Source organism: Micromonospora acroterricola (assembly GCF_003172955.1).
GTDB classification, from domain to species: Bacteria; Actinomycetota; Actinomycetes; order Mycobacteriales; family Micromonosporaceae; genus Micromonospora; species Micromonospora acroterricola.
The window spans coordinates 1-3,895 of the sequence record NZ_QGKR01000200.1; the positions used below are offsets into that span (position 1 = coordinate 1).

Sequence of the window (3,895 nt, forward strand, 5' to 3'; positions counted from 1 at the left end):
GGGATCTGACGACACCGGCGACCGGCCCACGAGGTCCACTCGCCGCACCTTCCTGTCCGCCTCCGCCGCCGCCACCGCGGCGACCGCCGCCACGGTGGCGGCGGCGGAGGCGGACAGGAAGGTGCGGCGAGTGGACCTCGTGGGCCGGTCGCCGGTGTCGTCAGATCCCATTCCGGCATCCTCCCCATCGATGGTGGTGTCTGTCCATATCGCCGGACGCGGATGTTCCGTGGCTTTCACCCGGACCGGGTGATGACACCCGGTGTCCGCCGTTCCTACGGTGGGTGGCATGGCTGCCGTGCGCGCGACCCCCGCGGATCCCACGCCCGGAGTGCGGCCGGAGGCGCCCGGGGAGGGCGGTGACCAGCGGGCCATGCCGCCCGAGCTGGGCCCCGACTCGCTCGCCGTGCTCAGCGGCCCCACGTTCCTGTACTCCAACTCGCGTGGGGATGTGCCGCCGGGCAGCATCGGTGGCCTCGTGCACCTGGACACCCGGCTGATCAGCGGCTGGACGCTGACCGTCAACGGGGGTGAGCTGCTGGCGCTGCGTGCGGAAACCATCGAGCACTACTCCGCGCAGTACGTCCTCACCAACCCTGAGCTGCCCGGGCTGCCGGTGAACAGCCTCGGCGTCGAACGGCTGCGCTACGTCGGCGACGGCTTTCACGAGCGGGTGGAGCTGCGGTCGTTCCGGACGGAGCCGGTCCGGGTGGAGCTGCGGCTGGCCGTCGACGCCGACTTCGCCGACCTGTTCGAGGTCAAGTCCGTGGTCCGGGACCGGTCCGCGGAGATCACCCGCCACCATGCCGCCGACGGGTCCGAGCTGTGCTTCTCCTACCGGAACGGGAACTTCCGGGCTCAGACCCGGGTGTGCTGCCAGGCGCCGGCGGACCGCGTCGAAGGTGACGAGCTGGTCTGGGACCTGCATTTGCCCCCGCGTGAGCAGTGGCAGGTGGACCTGCACGTGCCGCTGCCGCCCGGGATGGGGGTGGTCGAGCCGGTCCGGGGCGACATCGCCGACGTCATCCATGGCCGGGCCGACGACCCGCTGCGCCGGTGGACCGAGGACCGGGCCGTGCTGCGCAGCGACAACCAGGCGCTTGAGCGCACCGTGCGGCAGTCCCGTGACGACCTGTCCGCGCTACGGCTGGACCTGGAGGTCAAGGGCCAGCGGATCATGGTGCCCGGGGCGGGGCTGCCCTGGTTCCTCACCGTCTTCGGCCGCGACACCCTGATCACCGCGTACCAGACCCTCGTCGCCGGGCCGGCGTTGGCCAGAGGAGCGCTACTGGCGTTGGCTCGGCTCCAGGGCGACAGGTGTGACGACTTCGCCGACGAGGAGCCCGGCAAGATCCTGCACGAGGTGCGCAGCGGTGAGCTGACCCGTAGCGGGACCAAGCCGTACGGGCCCTACTACGGCACCGCCGACGCCACCCAGCTCTGGCTGATCCTGCTCTCGGAGTACTGGCGCTGGACCGGCGACGACGACACCGTCCTGCACCTGCGGGACAACGCGCTGGCCGCGCTGCGCTGGATCGACGAGTACGGCGACCGGGACGGCGACGGCTACGTCGAGTACGCCACCCGCTCACCCGAGGGGCTGGGAAACCAGTGCTGGCGGGACTCGCCGGACGGCGTCTGCTTCGCCGACGGGCGCATTCCGGTGCTCCCACTGGCCACCTCCGACCTGCAGGGCTACACGTACGACGCGAAGCTGCGGCTGGCCGAGCTGTTCGACGGGCCGTTGGACAATCCCGCCCTGGCGATGCGACTGCGCGACGAGGCCGGCACGCTGTACGAGCGGTTCAACCGGGACTTCTGGATCGAGGATCGGGGCGGTTACTACGCGGTCGCCCTGGACGGCGACAAGAACCAGGTGGACTCCAAGACCTCCAACATGGGTCACCTGTTGTGGAGCGGGATCGTGCCGCGGGAGCGGGCCGACGCGGTGGTGCGCCAGCTCATGTCGCCGGACATGTTCTCCGGCTGGGGCATCCGCACCCTGTCGCGGGAGGAACGGCTCTACAACGCCGTCGGCTACCACCTCGGCACGGTCTGGCCGCACGACAACTCGATCGCGGTGCTCGGCCTGACCCGCTACGGCTACCGGGCCGAGGCGAACCGAATCATCCTGGCGCTGCTCGAGGCGGCGGAGCAGTTCGGCCACCGGCTCCCCGAGGCGCTCAGCGGCTTCGCGCGGGAGCGGATGGTGTTCGCCGTGCCGTACCCCACCGCGTGCAGCCCGCAGGCGTGGGCGGCCGGCACCCCCCTGGCTCTGGTCCGCGCGATGCTGGGGCTTGACCCGCGACAGGGACGGCTGGTGCTCGACCCGGACATCCCGGCCGAACTGGGCGGGATCACGGCCGACCGTGTGCGGGCCTTCGGTCAGGAGTGGGGGCTGGAGGCGGTGGGCACCAGCGGTCACCTCCGCCTCCAGCCCAGCTGACGGCGGTTCACGGGACGGCGGCGTTCGACGTTTGTCCCGGCCGTCGACGGGAAACGGGCCGCAATGACGAAACCTCGTGTGGTGATCGTGGGGGCCGGGTTCGCCGGTTACCACGCGGCGAAGACGTTGAGCCGGATCGCCCGGGACCGGGCCGAGATCGTGCTGCTGAACTCCACCGACTACTTCCTCTACCTCCCGCTGCTGCCCGAGGTCGCGGCGGGGGTGGTCGAGCCCAGGCGCATCGCGGTGCCGCTGACCGGGACGCTGAAGGGCGTACGGGTGGTGATCGGCGAGGCGGACCACGTGGACCTGCAGAACCGCTGGGTCGGCTTCACCCAGCCCGAGGGGGACAGGAACCGGCTGGCGTACGACCGCCTGGTGCTCGCCGTGGGCAGCGTCAACAAGCTGCTGCCGATCCCCGGCGTGACCGAGTACGCGCACGGCTTCCGCGGCCTGCCCGAGGCGGTCTACCTGCACGACCACGTGGTCCGCCAGATCGAGCTGGCCGAGCAGGCCGAGGACCCGGCGGAGCAGCGGGCCCGGTCGACGTTCGTGGTGGTCGGCGCGGGCTACACCGGCACCGAGGTCGCCGCGCACGGGCAGCTGTTCACCGACGCGTTGCAGGCCCAGCGGCCCCGGCTCACGGTCCGTCCCCGCTGGATGCTGCTCGACGTGGCCTCCCGGGTGCTGCCGGAGCTGGACAAGCGGATGTCGCGGACCGCGCACCGGGTGCTCGACCGCCGCGGCGTGGACGTGCGCATGGGCACCTCGGTGGCCGAGGCGACCGCGGACGGGGTGAAGCTCACCGACGGCGAGTACGTGCCCACCTGCACGCTGGTCTGGTGCGTGGGGGTGCGCCCGGACCCGTTCGTCAACGAGCTGGGTTTGCGGACGGAGAAGGGCCGCCTGGTGGTCGACGAGTTCCTCACCGTCCCCGGCTACCCCGAGGTGTACGCCTGCGGCGACGCCGCCGCGGTGCCCGACCTGACCCGCCCCGGCCAGGTCTGCACGATGACCGCCCAGCACGCCCAGCGGCAGGGCGCGCTCGCGGCGCGCAACATCGCCGCCTCGTACGGGCACGGCAAGCGCAAGCCGTACAAGCACCACGACCTGGGCTGGGTGGTCGACCTGGGCGGCAAGGCGGCGGCGGCGAACCCGCTGCACGTGCCGCTGGCCGGGCTGCCCGCCAAGGCGGTCACCCGGGCGTACCACCTGATGGCGATGCCGGGCAACCGGACCCGGGTCGGCGCCGACTGGGCGCTGGACGCCGCGCTGACCCGCCCGGCGGTCCAGCTCGGTCTGGTGCCCGCCAATGCGGTTCCGCTGGAGAGCACCTCACCCGAGGTGGCGGCCCGCGCCCGCTGAGGACCACCGGAACCGGCCGGTCAGCCCTGCGGGGCGGGGCCGGTCGGTCGGCGTGGCGGCGCGGCGGGCCCCGCCCCGCAGGGC

Annotated in this window: 2 protein-coding genes; both read left to right on the forward strand. The window is 72.5% G+C overall.

Annotated features, from left to right (window positions below; all coding sequences use genetic code 11):
* Positions 1-289 precede the first annotated feature (289 nt).
* On the forward strand, positions 290-2,446 hold the full coding sequence (locus DKT68_RS15975; RefSeq protein WP_109818206.1) for an amylo-alpha-1,6-glucosidase: 2,157 nt from the start codon (positions 290-292) through the stop codon (positions 2,444-2,446).
* A 63-nt stretch (positions 2,447-2,509) separates the two neighbouring features.
* Complete coding sequence (locus DKT68_RS15980) at positions 2,510-3,811, forward strand: NAD(P)/FAD-dependent oxidoreductase (protein WP_109818207.1); 1,302 nt, start codon at positions 2,510-2,512, stop codon at positions 3,809-3,811.
* Positions 3,812-3,895: the final 84 nt, after the last annotated feature.

Excerpts from the sequence above, each read along its gene's own strand:
- DKT68_RS15975 (WP_109818206.1), top strand. The coding sequence starts at position 290 with ATGGCTGCCGTGCGCGCGACCCCCGCGGATCCCACGCCCGGAGTGCGG.
- DKT68_RS15980 (WP_109818207.1), top strand. The coding sequence starts at position 2,510 with ATGACGAAACCTCGTGTGGTGATCGTGGGGGCCGGGTTCGCCGGTTAC.